Source organism: Methylobacterium sp. Leaf100, from assembly GCF_001422845.1.
Lineage (GTDB): Bacteria > Pseudomonadota > Alphaproteobacteria > Rhizobiales > Beijerinckiaceae > Methylobacterium.
The window spans coordinates 1-18,413 of the sequence record NZ_LMMW01000063.1; the positions used below are offsets into that span (position 1 = coordinate 1).

Genomic DNA, 18,413 nt, shown 5'->3' on the forward strand with positions numbered 1-18,413 from the left:
GGCGACCTTGCAGACGGGGCGGGCCATACGTTTTTTAGGACGTCGCGCTCCATGCGCGTCCGGTCGAGTTCACGCCGCAGACGGGCGATCTCAGCGGCTTGGTCGGAGGGGGACGCCACTGGGCTCGCAGGCGCGGCTCCCGGTGACCCTGCTCTCCGCGGTGGTGGGGAGCCACCCATCAGCGCCGAGCGCCACGGCCTCAGCATCGAGGGTTGGGTCCCGAACTCGGCTGCGATCTGCATCTGCGGCCGGCCGCTGCTGTCCAGCAGGGCCACCGCCTCGCGTTTGAACTCGGGGGTGAACTCGCGTCTCGTCTTGGCCCTCAAACACCTTCCCGGCCCGCAAGGAGCGTATCAGAGGTGTCCGTGAAAGCGGGGGAGGATCAAACTCGGTCTCCTTGTCGCCGTGGACGACGGAGAACACACCGTCCGGCAAGCCCGCCTCCTTGAGCCAGGCGGCGATTAGGAGTGCCGGTGAGGGATCGCGCTCGGAGGGCTTCAGCACGAAGCAATTGCCGCAGGCGAGCGCCACCGGGAACATCCACATCGGTACCATGACGGGGAAGTTGAACGGGGTGATGCCGGCGACCACGCCGAGGGGCTGGCGCAGGGAATGACTGTCGACGCGGGTGCCGACATTCTCCGTCACTTCGCCCTTGAGGAGCTATGGTGCTGCGGTGGCGAACTCGACCACTTCGAGCCCGCGCTGGATCTCGCCCTTGGCGTCGGACAACACCTTGCCGTGCTCTGCGGTGATGAGGGCCGCGAGCTCGTCGATGCGCTCCTCGGCGATGCGCAGGAATGCGTTGAGGATGCGCGCCCGGCGAAGCGGCGTGGTATGGGCCCAGTCGCGGGCGACCGCCTTCGCGGCCGCCACCGCATCGTTCACATCCGCCGCGTTGGCCAGCGCGACCCGGCCGGTCTCCTCGCCGGTGGCGGGATTGTAGACGGGGGCGGTTCGCGTACCGGTGCCGGGAACGGTCCGGCCGCCGACGAAGTGGTGGATTGCGGTGGGCATGGCTGTCTGGTGTCCTGTTTCTGGGAGATCCGCGAACCGGCGGATCGAGAGCAAAGGGAATGCCTTCGACGGAACGTCGCGACACCCGCGTCAGGAAATGTTCATGTCCCTGCGCGGCCGCGGGGCAGGCGGCGTGCCGAAGACGGTTGCCGCGGACCGAAACGGGTGGCGGTGGTTTCCGCTCGTGGGCGTGCCGCGCTTTCCCGCCCCCGATGGCTACCGCCGCGAGGCGGCGGAGTTCACCCCGGGCGATTCCAAGCGGCGGCGTCTCCAGAATGTTATGGCTCGCATCATCGCCGGTAATCGTGCCGGACGCCCTCGCCCATAACACAATCACCGGCTAACCCGGTCCGCATGCAGGCCCTATCCCTTCCGGACCCCGAAACCTTGTCCCGCGGGCAGCTCGAAGCCGAAGTGCGCCTGCTGCGGGCCCAGTCGGGCTCGCTCGCACAGATGTTCGAGCAGGCCCCGAGCTTCATCGCCCTGCTCAGTGGCCCGGAGCACCGATTCACCCTCACCAACGCCGCCTATCAGCGGGCCATCGACCACCGCGACGTGGTCGGTCGCACGGTGGCCGAGGCCTTGCCGGACGCGGCGGCGCAGGGCTACGTCGATCTCCTCGACGACGTGTTCCGCACCGGCCGGATACACAAGGCGACGGGCGCGCGGTTCGATGTCCAGGCCACGGCCGACGGTCCGGTCAACGAACGCTACCTCGACTTCGTCTACCAGCCGATCACCGACGCGCAGGGCACCGTCGTCGGCATCTTCGTCGAGGGGCACGACGTCACCGAGCGCACCTTGGCGGAGACCGCCTTGCGGGCGAGCGAGGCGCGCTACCGGACCCTGTTCGAGAGCATCGAGGTCGGCTTCTGCATCGTCGCGATGAAGTTCGCGGGCACCCACGCCGTCGATTACCGAATCGTCGAAGCCAATCCCGCCTTCGTTCGGCAGACGGGGGCCGATGTCGCCGGCCGGTGGGTGAGCGAGTTCGCCCCCGACCTGGAACGCCACTGGTTCGACACCTACGGCCGCGTCGCCCTCACGGGCGAACCAGCGCATTTCGAGCATTACGCGGACGTGTTCGGGCGCTGGTTCGACGTGCGCGCCCTGCGGACCGGCGATCCGGCCGCACACCACGTCGCCATCTTCTTCTCCGACATCACGGAGCGCCGGAACGTCGAGACCCGCGCGGAAGCCGGTGAGCGCGAATTGCGTCTCATCACCGACGCGCTGCCGGTCCTGATCTCCTTCATCGGCGCGGACCACGTCTATCGCTTCGCCAACCGGGCATACGAAGACTGGTTCTCGATGCCGGCGGGGGACGTGGTCGGACGGGACGTCAGGGACCTCCTCGGACCGGACGCCTATGCCACCCGCAAGCCCTACATGGACCGGGCGCTGGGCGGCGAATCGGTGACCTTCGAACTCGACTGGCCGCAACGCGACGGGCGGCATCGCGTCGCCGAGATCCGCTACCTGCCGCGGTGGGACCCGGCCGGCACCGTCGACGGTTTCCACGTGTTCGTGCACGACGTGACCGCACGCAAGCAGACGGAATCCGAACTCGCGCGCCAGGTCGCGCTGCGGACCGCGGAGCGCGATCAGGTCTGGCAGGCCTCCTCGGACCTGCTCTGCGTCGCCACCCTCGACGGGTACTTCGTCAGCCTCAACCCGGCCTGGCCACGGACGCTGGGATGGAGCGAGGCCGAGATGAAGGCGCGCCCGTTCCTCGACTTCGTGCATCCGGACGACGTGGCATCCACCCTCGCGGCGGCAGCTGGCTTGGCGCGCGGCGAGCCGCAACTCACCTTCGAGAATCGCTACCGCCACCGGGACGGCACGGACGTGTGGCTGTCCTGGAACGCGGTGCCGCGCGACGGCCTGATCTACGCCTCCGTGCGCGACGTGTCCGAGGCCAAACGTCAGGCCGAGATCCTGGAACGAACCGAGGAGGCTCTCCGGCAATCGCAGAAGATGGAGGCGGTCGGCCAACTCACCGGCGGCTTGGCACACGACTTCAACAACCTGCTCGCAGGTATCTCCGGCTCCCTGGAGCTGATGCAGACCCGGATGGCGCAGGGGCGGCTCACCGAGGTCGATCGGTACATGACGGTGGCGCAGGGAGCCGCCAAGCGCGCCGCCGCGCTCACCCACCGGCTCCTCGCCTTCTCCCGGCGCCAGACCCTCGACCCGAAGCCGACGAGCGTGAACCGTCTCGTCAACGATATGGAGGAACTCGTCCGGCGCACGGTCGGCCCCGCGATCCAACTCGAGGTCGTGGGTCTCGCGGGCCTATGGCCGGCGCTGATCGACCCGGGCCAGTTGGAGAATGCGTTGCTCAACCTGTGCATCAACGCCCGGGACGCGATGCCGGACGGCGGCCGCATCACCATCGAGACCGCCAACAAATGGATGGACGAGGCCGGGGCCCGCCAGCACGACATGCCGCCGGGTCAGTATCTCAGCGTTTGCGTGACGGACACCGGAAGCGGCATGTCCGCCGACCTCATGGCCAAGGTGTTCGAACCCTTCTTCACCACCAAGCCCATGGGGGAGGGCACCGGGCTCGGCCTGTCGATGGTGTACGGCTTCGCCCGCCAGTCCGGCGGACAGGTCCGGCTCTATTCGGAGGTCGGACAGGGCACGACGGTCTGCCTCTACCTGCCGCGCCACTACGGTGAGGCCGACGAGGCCGACGTCACGCGACGCCCCCCCGAAGTCGAGCGTGCGGGCCAGGGCGAGACCGTGCTGATCGTCGACGACGAGCCGTCGGTGCGCATGCTGGTCACGGAGGTGCTGGAAGATCTCGGCTACACCGCCATCGAGGCAGGCGACAGCATCGCCGGTCTGAAGATCCTGCAGTCGGATGTCCGGATCGACCTGCTGGTGACGGATGTCGGGCTACCGGGTGGCATGAACGGGCGCCAGATGGCGGACGCGGCCCGTGATCGGCGGCCCGACCTGAAGGTGCTGTTCATCACCGGCTACGCCGAGAACGCGGTCCTGGGAAACGGATACCTTCGCCCGGGAATGCAGGTTTTGACAAAGCCGTTCGTACTGGAGACGCTTGCATCCCGCATCAGGGATCTCATCGCCAGGACCGTCTGACCCCGGGCATTTCACGATGCCATGCGCAGCACCCGCCGGAGATTCCATTGGGTCCCGGGGGGGGCAAGCCGTGCGGGCGTTCGGCGTCACGCCGCCCGCTTCAACCCATCGATCTGCTGCAGCCGCCCGTCCTTCACCTGCAGGATGCGGTCGGCGAACGGCAGCAGGTGAGCGCTGTGGGTCACGAAGACCTTCGACACCGGGATCGCCATCAGGGCGCGGATCAGGGCCTCTTCCGACACGGGATCGAGGTTGGCCGTGACCTCGTCGAGGAGGAGCAGCCGGGGCTGGCGGCACAAGGCGCGGGCGAGGATGAGCCGTCGGCGCTGGCCGGTGGAGAGCAGGGGGCTCTCGTCGGAGAGGAGCGTGGCGAAGCCCTGGGGGAGGGACTGGATCTCCTCCAGCAGCCCCACCACCGACAGCGCGGCCTTCATCTGCTTGTGGGTGACGTCGGGCGAGAACAGGGACAGGTTCTCGATCACGGTGCCGGCAAGCACGCGGTCGTCGGCGAAGACGCAGCCGATATTGGCGCGATACTCGTGGATGCCGAACTCCTCCAGGGGGCTGCCATCCACCATCATCCGGCCGGTCGCACGGACGTTCAGGCTGGACAGGACCTTGAGCAGGGACGACTTCCCGCAGCCCGACGGCCCCACGATGGCGATGGTCTCGGGCTTGTCGATGCGGATGGTCAGATCGAACGGTTCGATGAGCGGCCGGCCGCGGCGGCCGAACTGGATCGACACCTCCTCAAGGCTGACGCTGCGCCGGATCAGGCGGTCGATGCGCAGGCCGGCGCTCGCCGGCTCCGGGCTCTCGTTCAGCACGTCGTCCAGGCGGGCGAAGTGGACCCGCATCACCGAAATCTGCAGCAGGCTCATGATCAGAGTGTTCATGGCGGTGAAGAACGACGCCCGCAGGGCGAAGAACGCGTACAGCACACCCACCGACAGGGTACTCTTCATCACCTCGGTCACGCCCATGAACAGGGTCGCGACGGTGCCGAGCATGAAGATCAGGTGAAGGAACAGATCCGCGTCGATGGAGAGCTTTTTCGCGCGGTAGCCGTAATTGGCGAACCGCGTGAAGTTCTCCAGCCATTTCAAGCCGAAGAAGTTCGTGGTGTTGCCGACCTTGAGGGCGCGGATCTGGGCGAGGCCGTCGAGCAGGCGGGCCTGCTCCTCGGAGCGAGATTCGAGGGTGAGCGCCGTGCTGCGGGCGATACCCGGATAGGTGGCGAAGCGCACGAGGATGGCGGCCGCCAGGGTCACCACGGAAGCGAACGCCATACTGGGCGAGTAGTAGTACATCATCCCGACGAGCAGGATCGACATCGTCCCGTCGGCGATGGACGAGACGAAACCGCCGACGAGGAAAGTCTTGATCTGGTCCACCGACGAGACGCGGGTGACGAAGTCTCCGGGATGCCGGGCCTCGAAGAACGTCATCGGCAGGCGAAAGGCGTGGGAGACGATGTTGCGGGTGAAGTGAATCTCGAACAGCGTCGCCGAGCGCAGGGCCACGAGGTCGCGAAGCCAGCGCGACAGGGCGTCGAGGGCGCTGAAGAGGATGAGGCCGATGACCACGACGGTGAGGAGGTCGAGGTCGTATTGCGGGATCACGCTGTCGACGGCGGTCTGCAGGAAGATCGGCGTCGCCAGGGCGAACAGGGTCGCGGAGAACGACAGCACTGTGATGAGGGCCAGGGTGTGCTCGATGCCCCGACACGAGCGCAGGACCGCCCAGAACAGGGACTTTCGCGACGTCTTCACCGCCTCGAAATCGACCCGCCGCTCGAACTCGAGGGCGATGCCGCCGAAATGGTGCTCCATGTCCTCGCGGGCGTAGAGCCGCTCGCCGAAGGCCGGATCGTGAACGTGGAACGTGCCGCGCACCACCTTCTCGAGCACCACGAAGTGGTTGCCGTTCCAGTGCAGGATCGCCGGGCAGGCGAGCTTCGACAACTCGCCGGTGTTGGAAATGGCCAAGCCCTGCGCGTCGAGCCCGATCTGGCCGGCGACTTCGACGATCTCCGCGAACGTCATGCCCTCCTGCGACGGCGGGAACAGCGCACGCAGGTAGGGCAGGTCGATGTCGTGGCGGTGCGCGTTGGCGACCATCGCCAGGCAGGCGAGCCCGCATTCCATGGTTTCGTTCTGCAGAACGGTCCGGACGGCGCGTTTGCGCTCGCCGAACCCGCCGAACACCGATTGGCCGAACATCAGCGTCCCCTCAAGGCTCGGATCGGATCGAGGACCCAATCGAGCAGGCGGCGGCGCTCCACCACGATATCGGCCGAAAGAGTCGAGCCGATCTTCACGGGAATGCGCTCGCCATAGGCGTCCACGTCGGGCCGGTCGGGCCGGATCTCGATGCGGTAGGCGGATTGGCGCTCCACCGGGCGCGGATCCAGGCCGATATCGGGCTTGTCCTCGCCCGCGAGGCCGCGCACGGCGGCGGTGGAGATGTAGGTGATGGTCCCGTGCTGGATGCCGAAGGTCTTGAACGGGAAGGCATCGTACTTGATGATCACCCGCTGACCGACCTTGGCGAGGCCGACGGCGCGGGCCGGGGCCTCGACGACGACGAGGGGGGCGGCGTTCGGCTCGCCGGTGGCGGCCACGAACTGGCCGGGCTTGACCGAATCCCCGACTTTGGCGGCGAGCGCCAGCACGGCGCCCGCGCTCTGGGCCTGAACCTCGACGGCGGTCTCCGTGCGCAGCATCGCGAGCCGGCTGTCGGTGGATTCGATCTGGTTCTGGGCGCTCGCCTTCTGCGACACCTTGGTGGCGACGACGAGGTCGAACTCGCGGCGCCGCTCCGAATCCTGGCGCTGCACTTCGAGGCGCTTCAGGCGCAGGTCGGAGAGCTGGCGCTCCAGGTCGAAGGTGCCGCGCTCGTGCGATTCGAGCATGTCGCGGGTGGCGTAGCCGTCGCGCATGTAGGCGGCGATCCGGCGCACCACGGCGCGGCTCTTCTCCGTCGCGGCGGCATGGCGCTGCGCCTGCTCGGCGAGGCCGGCATAGAACACCTCCTGGTCGGCCGCGATCTGCGCCTGCTGCTTCGTCGCGCGGGCAATGAACGCGTCGGCCCGCTCCACCTCGTCCTGCAGGCCCTTGCGGGAGAGTTGGAGGTTGCGCATCTCGGCCTCCACGGCCGATTCCCCACCGGAACTCGCAGAGCCGATGCGCAGGGCGTAGACTGCTTGGCCCGCTTTCACGGGATCGCCCTGGTTGAGGAAGATCCTGGTGATCACGCCGGCCCGGGGCGCATCGAGGCGGGCGAAACCGCCCGTGGCCGCGACCGTGCCCCGCACGGTTTCGGTCTGGGCGAAGTGACCGAACCACAGGCCGCCGATCACCGTGCACACCGTCAGCGCCACGAGCCCCGTCGCCAGAGTCGCGGTTCGGTTCTGACGCAGATCGATGGTCTGGACGATGCGGGGATTCTGGACGATGCCGGGCATCGGCCCGTCATCGGGATTCCCGGAGGTCTCCTCCGGCTGTGCCTCCGGCGGATCATCGTCGACGGGACGCGCATCGGACTCGGCCCGGACCATATGGCGGGCGGCAGCGGCCTCGACGCTCCGAGCCGGGGATTGCGTCGTGTCGTCCTCGGGTGGGCCGGCCCGGGTCACGTCGAAGGTCATGCCTGTCCGCCCTCGTGGAGAAACTCGTGCAGGCGCGGCCACATGAACCATTGGGCGGGGGCCGTCAGCACCGAGGTCTCGATGTGGCGGCGAACCAGACTCGTCACCCGTGCCTTGGTCTCCGGACCGCTATCGGCGACCTCGAAGGGCTGACCGCAACGAACCGTGTCGCCGGCGCAATCCGACGTGATGGAGAGCGGCAGGACCGCCGCCTCCGTCAGGCGGGCGAGGCTGTCGATGCCCATGGCGAGGCGGATCGGTCGGCCGAACAGGGTGGTCTCGACGGGTCCACCGTAGCTCGCCGGCAGGTCGACGAACGATACGATGACGGACCCGGTGCGGGCGAACCGGATCGCATCGATGTAATCCTGCTTGTCGCGGACGTTCAGGAACCGCATCTCCATGCCCATCTCGGAGATGCGCTGCATGACGCGGGTCTCGACGGCGCGGTCCTCGCGCGCCCGCAGGATCAGCATGCGCCGATCGCGGAAGAAGTCGTGGATCAGGCGAGCGAAGGGCAGGGCGAAGCAGCCCATGTGGAGCGGCGCCAGGATCACCGGCTTCCCGCTCGACGCCACCCGGCGGATGAGCTCCGAATCGGCGAACCGCACCGATTGCCAGTCGGCGACGATGTCGGCGTGCGAGCGGGTCACCAGGGACAGCCACTCGAGGCCGTAGAGGTCGTCCGAAAACGCGGTTTCGGCATCAAGGCGACTGGCTTCGGCCCGGGGCAGGCGCAAGGTCTGGCGTAGGATCGGCGCGACGCCGCGTGCGGGCAGCCGGCGCGTCACCCGCTGGGCGAGCCACAGGGTCCGAAGGGCGCGGCGGCGCAGCCTCAGCGGCAGGGCGGCGACCCGCAACTGTAGAGGGGTGACGTCGTTCATCGCCGGGTCCAGTCCATCCACGGGCAATAGACTGATTTGCGTTGACAGTTCTTTAAATGCGAACGCCGCCCGGGCATCCCGGGCGGCGTTCCATCAATATTCGTGATCGAGGCTTCGGCGGCGAGGCCCGATTTGATCCCGATCGAGACCGGTCCGAGCCGCCCTTACGAGCAGTCTGCGCCCTTGGACGGGGGGCAGTTCGGGGCCGGGGCCGGCTTGCAGTCGACGGGCTTGGTACCGCCGGAGACCTTCTTGAGATCAGTGAGAGCGAGCTTCTTCATGGGATGCATGTCCTGAATGAGAGGGTAGCGAAGTCAGTCGACCGGGCGGGCCGGCGAGTCGGCTTAGGAGCAGTCGGCGCCCTTGGACGGAGGGCAGTTCGGGGCAGGGGCCGGCTTGCAGTCGACGGGCTTGGTACCGCCGGAGACCTTCTTGAGATCGGCGAGATTGAGCTTCTTCATGGGGCTACTCCAGATCGAACCCGGCCTGACCTTGAGGCTGCCGGCTGGCTGCTGTTCAGCCATGGACAAACCGTACCCAGCACCCGGGGCCGCATCAATGCAGTCAAACTACGGTGCCGGGCCAATGGTTACCACCCGAGACTATTTCCGGAATTTACCATCAAGAGGGATAGATTTTGTAGAATACGAACCGCGACTTGCGGATTGAATGACCGGATTGATATTTGAGCCTCCTTCAGAGTTGCGAGGCCCACCAATGGTAACGCAGTCATCCACCCCCGCCGCTGCCCAAGACGAGATCGAGACCACCCTGCTCGAAATCTTCCGCACCCATTTGAAGACCGAAGGAACAGGTTGGGACGCCAACACCACCATGGCGGAAGCTCAGGTCGACTCCTTCGATCTGGTCGAATTGGTCTTCGAGATCGAGGACCGGTTCGGAATCGAAGTCAGCTTCAACGCCAATTCGGGCGAGACCGGTACGCTCACCGTCGGACACGTCGCCGAGATGATCCGGGCCGGACTGGCGGCGAAGAAATCCCCGGCCGCCAAATCCACCACCGCCGCCGACATCGCTCCGATGTCCAAGGTCCAGCTGGCGTGACCGCCGTCGTGGTCTCGGGCCTCGGGGTCGCGGCCCCCGGCGGGCTCGATACGGAAACGTTCTGGACGAGCCTCGTCTCGGGACAGAACGTGTTCTCGGCGAGCCGCGCCCTGCCGGATTCGGGGATCGTGGTCGCGCAGATCGACGAGACCGCGGATTTCTCCCGCCTGCCGCTCGCCTCGCAGGCGGCCTGCGACCGCAGCGCGATCCTCGCCGTTGCCGCCGCACAGGCCGCGATGGCGGACGCGAAGCTGAGCCTCGACGCGGTGGCGCCGGAACGCGTCGCCGTCATCCTCGGCAATGGCGGCGGCGGCCTGACCAGCCTCGACGCGCAATACTCGCGCCTGTTCAAGGACGGCAAGCGCCCGCACCCGTTCTCCGTGGTGCGGGCGATGACGAGTTCTTCGGCGAGTTGGGTCTCCCTCGCCTTCGGCGCCAAGGGACCGTGCTTCGTCATCGCCAGTGCCTGCGCGTCGGCAACCCACGCCATTGGGCTCGCGGCGCAGATGATCCGCGCCGGCATCGTCGACATCGCCATCACGGGCGGGACAGAGGCGCCGCTGTCGCACGGCACCCTGATGGCCTGGGATGCCATGAAGATCATGAGCCGGACCCGGTGCCGCCCGTTCTCGCGTGACCGCGACGGCCTCGTCGTCGGGGAGGGAGCGGGGATCCTCGTTCTGGAGCGCGCCGACCACGCCCGTGCGCGGGGGATCACCCGATCGGTCGCGCTCGCGGGTTTCGCCTCCAACGCCGATGCGGGCGACATCGTCGCGCCGACCGTCGATGGAATGGCCCGAGCCATGCGCTCCGCCCTCGCGGATGCCGGCCTCGCGCCAGACGACGTCGCCTACATCAACGCCCACGGAACGGGCACGCGCGCCAACGATCTCACCGAAGGCAACGCCATGGCGGACGTGTTCGGGCCGGGGCGCATCCCGCCGGTCTCGTCGACCAAAGGCGCCACAGGACACGCCCTCGGTGCGGCCGGGGCCCTGGAGGCCGTCGCCACGATCCTGGCCATGGAACGCGGGATCGCGCCGCCGACGGCGAACCTCGTCGAACTCGACCCGGCGCTGGATTTCGACGCCATCCCATGTGTGGCCCGGCCGATGCCCATCCCCGTCGCCATGTCGAATTCCTTCGCCTTCGGAGGTCTCAACGCCAGCCTGATCTTCCGGACGGCCTGAGCCTTTCGCCCGCCATCGGACCAGACAGCCATGAACGCGCACGTGACTCCGCCGGAAACGCTTTCACCCGACCCTGCGGCATACCTCGACGCCCTGAGGGCGCGGGTCAAAACAACCATCGGCACCTCCGACTGGGTGGTGATCGACCAGACGCGGATCGACCGGTTCGCCGAGGCGACGGGGGATTTCCAGTTCGTCCATGTCGATCCCGTCCGGGCCGCCGCAGAGACGCCGTTCGGCGGCACCATTGCGCATGGCTACCTGACCCTCGCCATGGTGGGGACGTTCGCGGCGGCGGCACTTCCACCCCATCCGGCGGTGCGCCTCATGGTCAACCTGGGTGCCGACAAGGTTCGCCTGCTGGCCCCCGTCCGGGTCGACCACGCGATTCGCGGCGTGTTCACCCTCGCGGGTGTCAGCGTCCTACCGGAGGGGAGGGCCGCCCTGCGGATCACGGTCGCCATCGAGTGCCGGCCGCCGGGTCCCTCTGCGGCCGATCCGGTATTCGCACTGACCGCCGACCTGTCCATCATGCTGATACTCAACGAGGCGTGATGGACAGTCGAAAAATCATCTTGTCCACTTGTCGACCGGACGAGACTTCAGCCCGACCACCGGTAGAAAACCGCTTCTGCGCGGGGACAATTCCTAGAACGAAATTACTTTTTATCTGTCACAGTATGATTTTCATGAAAAGACTTAGTTGATTATCTTGACTGGATTATGCGCCTGTGAACGGTATGAGTTTCATCGCCGGTTAACCTTGACGGTCTATTCACGACCGACACGCAGCGCATGTCGGGCGACTGGATTTCAACATGGATCGGACGGAGCGGGCAGGGGCGGACGGCGGCCCGTGCGGCACCCATGGTGGCGGGGTGCGCCGCTCAGTGCGGTACGGCATGCTCGGCGTTCTGCTCCTCGCCGGTCCGGCGCCCGCGGAAACCCTCGACACATCGATGCACTGGGCCCTGCGCGACAGCTACGACCGCAAGGCCGACGATGCGCGTCAGGCAGCGGCGGAGGCCCGGGTTCTCGGCGGCTACGAAGCCTTCCTGCCGACGGCGGCCTACGTCGTCACCCACCGCCTCGACAGCAACATCCGGTACTCGCCGGACTTCACCAGCACGCCCGAAGCGCCCATCGGGATCGACACGGTGCCGCGGCGCCAGCCCGAGGTCGAGGCGTTCCAGCTTTCCCTGCCCCTGTTCGACGGCCTGCGACGCTACCACGATCTCGAGTCCGCACGAAGCGCTGCCGCCGCCGGCCGGGAGCTCCAGAACGACAAGACTCAGCAGATCCTGTACGACACGGCGAGCGCGTATCTCGCCGTCCTGCGAGACCGCACCATCCTGCGTCTGCGCCAAGTCGCCATCGCGGACGTGGCAAAGGTCGCCAAGAGCGTCGCCGTGAAGCTCGAGGTCCACGACGCCACCCTGGCGGACTCGGCCCTGGCCGAATCGCGGGTCACCGCCGCCATCGCTGCGCACGAACAGGCGAAAGCCAACCTGCTCGCCTCGGAACTCGCCCTGGCGCGCCTCGCCGGTCCGACGGCGAACCCGTCGGGCCTGCCTCGCATCCCGAGCGCGTTGCTGCCCCGGTCCCTCGATGAGTTGCGCGACACCCTGCTGCAGACGAATCCGCGGCTGCTCGCTGCCCGTCTCAACGCGGATTCGGCTGCCTCCAGCGCCAAGGTCGCCTATGCGCGCTTCTCGCCGCAACTGAACTTCGTTTTCGCGCATACGCGCCAGGGCGCTGTCTCGAACTATCCCTACAAGGTCCGTGATACGTCGGCGATGCTGCAGGCGCGCATCCCGATCTACGACCCCGGTGAGTTCGCCGACGTGGCGCGCGGCCACGCCCTCGCCGATCAGAGGTCCTTCGAAGCCCTCGATCTCGAGCGGACCGTCCTGACCCAGGCCTCCACCGCCTTCGTCCAGCGCACCTCGTTGATCGTCCAGACGAAGCTTGCAGCCAAACGCGTGCGCCGAATCGAGGACGCCGTGCTCGGCCGGAAAATGGAGCTCCGCCTCGGCTCCATGACCATCGTCGATCTGTTGAACACCCTGGCGGAATTGACCGAAGCCAATGTCGCCAAGATCAACATCGAATTCGAGCGCGACAGGATCACGTATTCCCTCGCCTCCGCCATGAACCGGCTTCGGGTTTAGCGACTGCGGGCGCGAGACGCGCGGGCGCAGGATTCGCGCCGCAGAACCTGGGCCGCACGGCCACGGCGGGAAGGCGTCGCCAGAGAGGGCCGGGCTCTTCCGGCGCGCGGACCTCGGTGTATCCTCGCTCGGCGGACGAAGCGGAGCCGGGAGATCGAATGCGGGGGCGCGAGCAGGTCGGGACGGGTCGTTCGGTCCGACGCGTGACACGTTAGTTGCGCCGCCTGGAGGCGCTGGCGGCCCGCCGGCGCCTGCGAGTCCGACTCCTGCGCGGCCTGCGCGGCACCCTCGGGACGGGAGCGACCCTCGTGGCCCTGGTCAAGTTCAAGCTCGCGGCCTCCCTTGGTCTCAAGGTCGCGCTTGCCGTCCTCGTGGGAATCGGCCTCGCCTGGCCCTTCCTCGTCTTGGCGGTCCTGACCCTCATCGGCCTGGTTCTGGCCCTTGTCAGCGTCTTCGAGGGTGGTCATGCCGGGTCCCTCGATTGCCCCGATGGCTCGGGCTGCGAACGCCGGGAGAAGCGTGCCGAACGGCTCAAGCATCTCATCGCGACGCGAAGGGAATGGCTCGACGCTCAGGCCGTGCCGCCGACACCACCCTGATCTGTGCCGTCGAAGCGATACCCCTACGGATGCGACATCGCGGACGGCCGCCCATACGGATTGCGGCCGCGCTTTAATCCCCCTGGGGGCAACGATGTGCCGAGGCTCCGGTTGTCCTCGGCACAGCGATTACGGGTTGCGAACATGGAACGGTCGAACGACTTCATCGAGCGGCATCACCCGCAGGCCGAAGCCTTCGCAGGGCCCGAAGTCCGGGCTGCGGAAGAGCGCGTGCCCGACGCGGAAGTGGCCGAGGATGTCGTCCTCGAACCCCTGGCCGACTACCCCCGGATCGATCTGCGCGGTGCCGGCGAGCCCTGGGAGAAGCGTCGTGCCGCCGGCAAGGTCCTGCGGGATAACGTGCCGCACGAGAGCCATGCACCGCTCTTCCTCCCGGAGAATCGGCCCGATCCCGTGGCCCTCATCGAGGCCGCGCACGAGGGGCGCCAGCCCCATCTCGTCCCCTTGCGGGTGGCGCGCATGGCGAGCTCGCCGTTCGCCTTCCTGCGCGGTGCCGCGCACGTGATGGCCTGGGATCTCGCCCAGTCGCCTCGCAGCGGCATCATGGTGGCGATGAACGGCGACGCCCACATCTCGAATTTCGGTCTGTTCGGCACGCCCCAGCGCGACGTGGTGCTCGACCTCAACGATTTCGACGAAGTCACCATCGGCCCGTGGGAATGGGACCTGAAGCGCCTCGTCGCCAGCATCGAGGTGGCGGCCCGCGGCGATCACGTGGCCCCGGCCGAGCGCCGCGCCGCGGTCGTGGCGGCGGTGGGCGGGTACCAGCACACCATGACGGAATTGGCGCCCCAGGGCCCCCTCGACGTCTGGCAGCACGCCGCACGCGCCGACAACCTCGACTTCTCGGGCATCCGCATCGACGGCGAATCGCAGGGTGTCGTGCGCAAGGCCGTGGAGAAAGCCCGCAAGCGCACCAACCAGACCCTGCTCGCACGGGTCGGCGAGCGCCGCGTCGATGGCGGCTGGCGGTTCCGCGAGGACCCGCCGATCCTCACCCGCGTCGACGACGAGACCCGCGACGCGATCATCAGCGGGCTCGAGCACTACGCCGACACCCTACCGCGCGAGCGCCGGTTCATGCTGAGCCGCTACCACGTGGTCGACGTCGCCCACCGGGTGGTGGGCGTCGGCAGCGTCGGCACCCGCGCCTACGTGGCCCTGCTGTGCGGCAACTCGGACCAGGACGTGCTCTTTCTGCAGGTGAAGGAGGCCGTGCGCCCGGCGCATGCCCCCTACTTGCCCGGCATGCCCGAGCCCTATGCCAGCCACGAGGGCGAGCGCGTGATCTACGGCCAGCGCCTGCTCCAGGCGGTGGGCGACCCATTGCTCGGATGGACCAGTATCGCCGACCGGCCGTTCTACGTGCGGCAGATGAAGAACATGAAGGGCGAGATTCCGGTGTCGTGCATGACCGGTCAGCCGCTCCTGTACTTCTCCTGGGCCTACGGCGCGCTCCTCGCCCGCGCCCATGCCCGGACTGGGGATGCCGCCGCCATCGCGGGCTATTGCGGCAAGGACCGCCACGCCGACCTGCGCGAGGCCTTGGCCGACTGGGCCAGCGCCTACGGCGAGCGCAACCAGGCCGACTACGAGACTTTTCTCGCGGCCATCGCGGACGGCCGCCTCGAGGCGGCACCCGATCCGCATCTGTGACGATCCGTCGGGCCTTACCGGTGGGCGGGGCGGCACGGAGCGCTTGATTCTCGGGCGCCCCGCCGGAAGGGTGGAGCATGGCGCGCCGCATTCACCGGACCACTGACTTTCTCGCCGACGCCCTGCACCGGCTCGGCATCGCGGCGGGCGCCGTGGACCGGGAGGCCCTGCGCGAGCACCTCGGCCTGCCCGAACGCGGCGGCGTCTGCGAAGACGCGGCCGTCGCCCATGCCCTCCAGGCGTCCGATGCGCGCCGGACCTTCGCCCGCGAAGGCGTGCCGCGCCTGACTCAGGCGATTCCGGCCTTGCGCGCCGAGGCTGATCCCGACGGAGCCCTGCGCTGGCGGATACGGGTGCTGTGCCCGCTCCTCGACGACAACCGCCTGGATCTGCGAATCGACACGGCGCCGGATGCCGCAGCCGCCGAGATCCTCGACGAGATGGCCCTCGGGAACGATCCGGATTGGGCGCTCGACACCCTGCGCGCACGGGTGACCCAGGTCGCCGGCCGTACCCGTGGGGCACTGAACCGGACCATCCTGCGCCTGCGCGACCAGATCCGCGCCGACATGACGGAGACCGGGGCCGACGCCGTCACCTACATCGCCCATCTCGACCGGTCCCTGCGCTCTCGGGTCTTCGCCGATGGGCCGGATGTGGCGTCTCACATCCTCGACACCCTGAAGGTCGTGCGGGCCCGCGGGCGGGTGGTGGCGCAGGAAGCCTCCGGGACCCGGCGCCTGCGCGACCGGGCGGGCTTCGGCTCCTACATCGACAAGTTCGCCGCCGCCCGGCGTCTCGGCCGCCGCATCGTCTTCCACATGGGGCCGACGAATTCCGGCAAGACCTACGCGGCCCTGGAGGTTCTCGCGAAAGCCGCAACCGGTACCTACCTCGCACCCCTCCGGCTCCTGGCTCTGGAGAACTACGAGGCCCTCGCGGCGTGCGGCCTGCGCGCCGGCATGGTGACGGGCGAAGAGATCCTGGGTGAATCCGACCCGACCCACACGGCACGCACCATCGAGACCGCGGATCTCCGCCGGCCCATCGAAGTGGCGGTGATCGATGAGATCCAGATGCTGTCCGACCCCGACCGTGGCTGGGCCTGGACGAACGCCCTGTTCGGCATCCCCGCCCGCCTCGTCATCGTCTGCGGCGCCGAAGACGCCCTCTCGGCCGTGCGCCGAGCGGCGGAGGCGGCCGGCGAATCCCTCGACGTGGTCACCTTCACGCGCAAGACGCCGCTGGTCGCCCTCGACGCGCCCGTACCCCTGGAAGCCGTCGAACCGGGTGACGCCGTCGTGGCGTTCTCGCGCCGGGCCGTGCACGAGAACCGGGAGATCCTGGTGGCCGCCGGGCGGTCCGTCGCGACCATCTACGGCGCCCTGTCGCCGGAGGTGCGCCGCGCCGAGGCCGGGCGCTTTCGCGATGGCGAGGCCGAGGTGCTGGTCACCACGGATGCCATCGGGATGGGCCTCAACCTCGGCCCCCTGAAGCGCGTGATCTTCGCGTCCGTCCGCAAGTGGGACGGCACCGAGGAGCGTGCTCTGACCAACGCCGAGATCCGCCAGATCGCCGGCCGCGCCGGCCGCTTCGGCCATCAGGAGGCGGGCTACGTCGCCGCCACCGACGAGGACGGCCTCGGACCGATCCGCGATGCCCTGTCGGGAGCGCCGACGGCCCCGGCCGCCGACACCCGCTTCTTCGTGCGGCCGGATCTCGCCGCCATCGAAGCCGCGGCCAGCGAACTCGGCACCGATTCCCTGAGCGCCGTGATGGCGCATTTCTCCCGCGCGACGTTCTACGACGGTTCGCCGTTCCAGCCCTCGGCGTTCGAAGAGTTCCTGGGCGCGGCCGAGGCGGTGGATCGCGCCGCACTCCCGATCCGCGAGAAGTTTGCCTTCGCGGTGACGCCCATAGACCGGCGCGACCCCATCGCCGTGGGGGTCGTCGAGCGCTGGGTTCAGGCCCGAACCTTGAACGCCACGGTGCCGGCCCTGCGTGCCGACCCGCACGGGGACCTCGCCTATCAGGAACGCACCGTGCGGCTCGCCAGCGCCTACCTGTGGCTCGCCCGGCGCTTCCCCGAGACCTTCGACGATGATGCCGCCATGCGCGGCGTGCGCGAGCGTGCGAACGCGTCCATCGAGCGGACATTGCGGGAGACGGCGACCTTGAAGGTCACGCAGCGCGCGCAGAACAAGGCGCTCAGTCCACTCGCTGCCAGCCAGGGCCGGTGAGGCGTTCCTGGGGCAGGAACTTCGCCTTGTAGTCCATCTTGCGCGAGCCCTCGACCCAGTAGCCGAGGTAGAGGTAGGGCAGGCCGAGGTCCCGGGCGCGGCGGATGTGGTCGAGGATCATGAAGGTGCCCAGCGACCGCGGCGCCTCCTGTGGATCGTAGAACGAGTAGACCATCGACAGGCCGTCGGAGAGCACGTCCGTGAGACAGAGGGCGACGGTGGCGCCGATGCCGCGCCCGTTGATCGCCGTATCGGGCCCGCGTCGGCGATAGGCCACGAGGTGGGTGTCGACGTGGCTGTCCTCGATCATCATGGCGTAGTCGAGGACGGTCATGTCCACCATGCCTCCATCGCCGTGGCGGGCATCGAGGTAGCGCCGAAACAAGGCGTATTGCTCGGACGCCGGGCGATTCGGCTCCGGGGTCCCGACGAGGTCGGCGTTGCGCTGGAGAATGCGGCGCTGGCTCGCCGAGGGGGTGAAATCGTCCACCACCACCCGGACCGAGATACAGGCGCGGCAGGTCTCGCAGGCTGGGCGATAGGCGATGGTCTGCGAGCGACGGAAGCCGCCCTGGGTCAGGATTTCATTGAGATCGCGGGCGCGGCGCCCGACGAGGTGCGTGAACACCTTCCGTTCCTCCTGCCCCGGCAGGTAGGGGCAGGCGGACGGCGCCGTCAGGTAGAATTGCGGTGTGTCGCGGGAATGACTCGTCACGCTGTGGGTCGCTCGCGGCCTCGCGGCGCGTCATGCGCCCCGAACGTCGAGTGTATCGACAACATCGGCCGGCTCAACACCCGGAAACGCTCCCG

Annotated in this window: 13 protein-coding genes and 1 pseudogene; 8 read left to right on the top strand and 6 right to left on the bottom strand. The window is 68.2% G+C overall.

Translation table 11 applies throughout. From position 1 onward, the window contains the following. Both ASF25_RS22365 and ASF25_RS20865 read right to left on the bottom strand, forming a co-directional pair. Window positions 1-326: transposase (locus tag ASF25_RS22365; protein ID WP_156369090.1), on the bottom strand; the 326-nt coding region annotated here is incomplete at its 3' end. 67 nt (window positions 327-393) lie between these two features. Beyond that, window positions 394-1,017 (bottom strand): annotated as a pseudogene (locus ASF25_RS20865) (aldehyde dehydrogenase family protein); the annotation flags it as partial. Window positions 1,018-1,371: 354 nt separating this feature from the next. On the opposite strand from ASF25_RS20865, the gene ASF25_RS22370 reads away from it, so the two are divergent. Beyond that, window positions 1,372-4,128, top strand: a complete 2,757-nt coding sequence (locus tag ASF25_RS22370; protein WP_082479397.1) for a PAS domain-containing protein — start codon at window positions 1,372-1,374, stop codon at window positions 4,126-4,128. Window positions 4,129-4,214: 86 nt separating this feature from the next. On the opposite strand, the gene ASF25_RS20880 is transcribed toward ASF25_RS22370, so the two are convergent. The 3 genes from ASF25_RS20880 to ASF25_RS20890 are packed head-to-tail and all read right to left on the bottom strand — an operon-like array spanning window position 4,215 to window position 8,661. Further along, on the bottom strand, window positions 4,215-6,350 hold the full coding sequence (locus tag ASF25_RS20880; RefSeq protein WP_056265644.1) for a peptidase domain-containing ABC transporter: 2,136 nt from the start codon (window positions 6,348-6,350) through the stop codon (window positions 4,215-4,217). Next, entirely contained in the window at window positions 6,350-7,777 is a 1,428-nt protein-coding gene (locus tag ASF25_RS20885) for an HlyD family efflux transporter periplasmic adaptor subunit (RefSeq protein WP_056306650.1), read from the bottom strand. The genes ASF25_RS20880 and ASF25_RS20885 overlap by 1 nt, the downstream gene beginning before the upstream one ends. Continuing rightward, complete coding sequence (locus ASF25_RS20890) at window positions 7,774-8,661, bottom strand: hypothetical protein (RefSeq protein ID WP_056306651.1); 888 nt, start codon at window positions 8,659-8,661, stop codon at window positions 7,774-7,776. The genes ASF25_RS20885 and ASF25_RS20890 overlap by 4 nt, the downstream gene beginning before the upstream one ends. Before the next feature lie 669 nt (window positions 8,662-9,330). Here ASF25_RS20890 and ASF25_RS20895 point away from each other — a divergent pair. The 7 genes from ASF25_RS20895 to ASF25_RS20925 all read left to right on the top strand — a co-directional run bounded on the left by ASF25_RS20895 (window position 9,331) and on the right by ASF25_RS20925 (window position 17,603). Further along, entirely contained in the window at window positions 9,331-9,726 is a 396-nt protein-coding gene (locus ASF25_RS20895) for an acyl carrier protein (protein WP_244473124.1), read from the top strand. Next, window positions 9,723-10,916 carry a beta-ketoacyl-[acyl-carrier-protein] synthase family protein gene (locus tag ASF25_RS20900; protein WP_056265654.1) on the top strand — a complete coding sequence of 398 codons (1,194 nt, stop codon included), beginning with the start codon at window positions 9,723-9,725 and terminating at the stop codon, window positions 10,914-10,916. Before ASF25_RS20895 ends, ASF25_RS20900 begins: the two co-directional genes overlap by 4 nt. A gap of 30 nt (window positions 10,917-10,946) precedes the next feature. Next, window positions 10,947-11,471: a MaoC family dehydratase gene (locus ASF25_RS20905; RefSeq protein ID WP_056265657.1), complete on the top strand. Its 525-nt coding sequence runs from the start codon at window positions 10,947-10,949 to the stop codon at window positions 11,469-11,471. A gap of 263 nt (window positions 11,472-11,734) precedes the next feature. Continuing rightward, window positions 11,735-13,087 (top strand): TolC family protein, encoded by a 1,353-nt coding sequence (locus tag ASF25_RS20910; protein ID WP_082503017.1) that lies wholly within the window; start codon window positions 11,735-11,737, stop codon window positions 13,085-13,087. A 215-nt stretch (window positions 13,088-13,302) separates the two neighbouring features. Continuing rightward, a complete protein-coding gene (locus tag ASF25_RS20915; protein ID WP_056306652.1) occupies window positions 13,303-13,686 on the top strand; it encodes a hypothetical protein in 384 nt (127 codons plus the stop codon). Window positions 13,687-13,830: 144 nt separating this feature from the next. Beyond that, window positions 13,831-15,363 carry a DUF2252 domain-containing protein gene (locus ASF25_RS20920; protein WP_082503019.1) on the top strand — a complete coding sequence of 511 codons (1,533 nt, stop codon included), beginning with the start codon at window positions 13,831-13,833 and terminating at the stop codon, window positions 15,361-15,363. 77 nt (window positions 15,364-15,440) lie between these two features. Then, window positions 15,441-17,603, top strand: a complete 2,163-nt coding sequence (locus ASF25_RS20925) for a helicase-related protein (protein WP_056306653.1) — start codon at window positions 15,441-15,443, stop codon at window positions 17,601-17,603. Here the strand turns inward: ASF25_RS20925 and ASF25_RS20930 are convergent. Continuing rightward, on the bottom strand, window positions 17,572-18,318 hold the full coding sequence (locus tag ASF25_RS20930; protein WP_056306654.1) for an arginyltransferase: 747 nt from the start codon (window positions 18,316-18,318) through the stop codon (window positions 17,572-17,574). The two genes, ASF25_RS20925 and ASF25_RS20930, sit on opposite strands and share 32 nt — an antisense overlap. Window positions 18,319-18,413 lie beyond the last annotated feature (95 nt).

Bases quoted from the DNA above. Each gene is read 5' to 3' on its own strand.
- ASF25_RS20920 (WP_082503019.1), top strand. From the start codon at position 13,831: ATGGAACGGTCGAACGACTTCATCGAGCGGCATCACCCGCAGGCCGAA.
- ASF25_RS20905 (WP_056265657.1), top strand. From the start codon at position 10,947: ATGAACGCGCACGTGACTCCGCCGGAAACGCTTTCACCCGACCCTGCG.
- ASF25_RS20885 (WP_056306650.1), bottom strand. From the start codon at position 7,777: ATGACCTTCGACGTGACCCGGGCCGGCCCACCCGAGGACGACACGACG.
- ASF25_RS20890 (WP_056306651.1), bottom strand. From the start codon at position 8,661: ATGAACGACGTCACCCCTCTACAGTTGCGGGTCGCCGCCCTGCCGCTG.
- ASF25_RS22370 (WP_082479397.1), top strand. From the start codon at position 1,372: ATGCAGGCCCTATCCCTTCCGGACCCCGAAACCTTGTCCCGCGGGCAG.
- ASF25_RS20925 (WP_056306653.1), top strand. From the start codon at position 15,441: ATGGCGCGCCGCATTCACCGGACCACTGACTTTCTCGCCGACGCCCTG.
- ASF25_RS20895 (WP_244473124.1), top strand. From the start codon at position 9,331: ATGACCGGATTGATATTTGAGCCTCCTTCAGAGTTGCGAGGCCCACCA.
- ASF25_RS20880 (WP_056265644.1), bottom strand. From the start codon at position 6,350: ATGTTCGGCCAATCGGTGTTCGGCGGGTTCGGCGAGCGCAAACGCGCC.
- ASF25_RS20910 (WP_082503017.1), top strand. From the start codon at position 11,735: ATGGATCGGACGGAGCGGGCAGGGGCGGACGGCGGCCCGTGCGGCACC.